The sequence below is a fragment of the Paraburkholderia sp. EG286B genome (assembly GCF_040965655.1).
Classification (GTDB): domain Bacteria; phylum Pseudomonadota; class Gammaproteobacteria; order Burkholderiales; family Burkholderiaceae; genus Paraburkholderia.
The window spans coordinates 1-1406 of the sequence record NZ_JBFRCF010000112.1 but is presented as its reverse complement, the minus strand read 5'-3'; the positions used below and the strand labels follow the sequence as shown (position 1 = coordinate 1406).

Genomic DNA, 1406 nt, shown 5'->3' with positions numbered 1-1406 from the left:
AAACGCTCCGCCAGGTTGCCCGGTGCCACCCATGGTGCTGAAGCAATGGCTTGAGCCGGATGCGGGGTGACCCGCACGTCCGGTTCTCAGGGGGCGGCGGCGCAGTGATGCGCTGCTGCTACCCGACCAGGAAACGATCGCCGTGGCGGTCGCCGACACGGCCGGCGAGCTGCGGTATACGGGCGAGGTCGTGAACACGCCCGAGGCCATCGCGAAACTGGTAACACAGATCAAACGCGGCACGGGAAGGTTGTCGTTCTGCTACGAAGCCGGCCCCTGCGGCCACACAATTTGCCGACAGCTGCTTCAGCTCAAGCAGGACTGTCAGGTCGTGGCGCCGTCGCTGATTCCGAAGAAGCCGGGCGAACGTGTGAAGACCGACCGGCGCGATGCCCTAAGCCTGGCGCGCCTGCACCGAGCCGGCGAGTTGAGCCCCGTGTGGATTCCGGACGAGGCACAGGAGGCGCTGCGCGATCTGACCCGTGCGCGGGAGGACATGAAGCATCTGCAACGCCAGGCCAAGCAACGGCTGCTGTCGTTTCTGTCGCGCCATGGCCATCGCTACGCGGGCCGCTCGAGGTGGACGCAAGCGCACTGGCGCTGGCTGGAGGGCATCAAGTTCGCCCGGCCGGAGCAACAGATTGTGCTGCAGGAATATATCGACACGGTGCAGGCCTGTGGCAGCCGTGTGGCCAGTCTCGAGCGCGAAGTCGAGACAGCCGCGCACGCCAGCCCGGTTTGGCCAGTGATCGAGGCGTTGATGGCGCTGCGCGGCATCTGTTTGCTTGCGGCTGTGACGGTGGTCGCGGAACTCGGCGATCTCGCACGCTTCGCTGGCGCGCCCGAACTGATGGCCTATCTGGGTCTGGTGCCAAGCGAACACTCCAGCGGCAAGCGCGAACGCCGTGGCGCCATCACCAAGACGGGCAACAGCCATGTGCGACGCGTGCTGGTTGAAGCAGCGTGGACCTACCGTCATCCCGCACGAAAGACCGCAATCCTGCAGCGGCGCGCAGAGCGTACACCGCCGGAGGTCCAGGAGATCGCATGGTCGGCGCAAAAGCGGCTGTGTCAGCGCTTTCGAAACCTGATGGCACGCGGCAAGCTCAAGAACCAGGTCTGTACCGCCATTGCGCGCGAACTCGTAGGCTTTATCTGGGCTATCGGGCAACACGTCGCCCCCCTCAGTTGGGCTTAGCCAGCATGAGAGGTTAGTTGGGCACGCAACAGGATGTTTGGGCCAGGACCAGGCAATGGTGGGAGAACCCTCGTGGCAACACTAGTCCAGTGAACCAATGAAATTGCACTGATCTAATAGTGCATGGGCAAAATGAATCTGAGTGAAACCGAGCGCGAAGACCTGATGTCGATGCAGCGCAGCCGCACAATGGCCGTTGGCGAGGTGA

General features: G+C 63.6%; 1 protein-coding gene. It reads left to right on the top strand.

Annotated features, from left to right (window positions below):
• The first annotated feature begins 112 nt into the window (after nt 1–112).
• On the top strand, nt 113–1198 hold the full coding sequence (locus AB4Y42_RS43940) for an IS110 family transposase (RefSeq protein WP_368697851.1): 1086 nt from the start codon (nt 113–115) through the stop codon (nt 1196–1198).
• Nucleotides 1199–1406 lie beyond the last annotated feature (208 nt).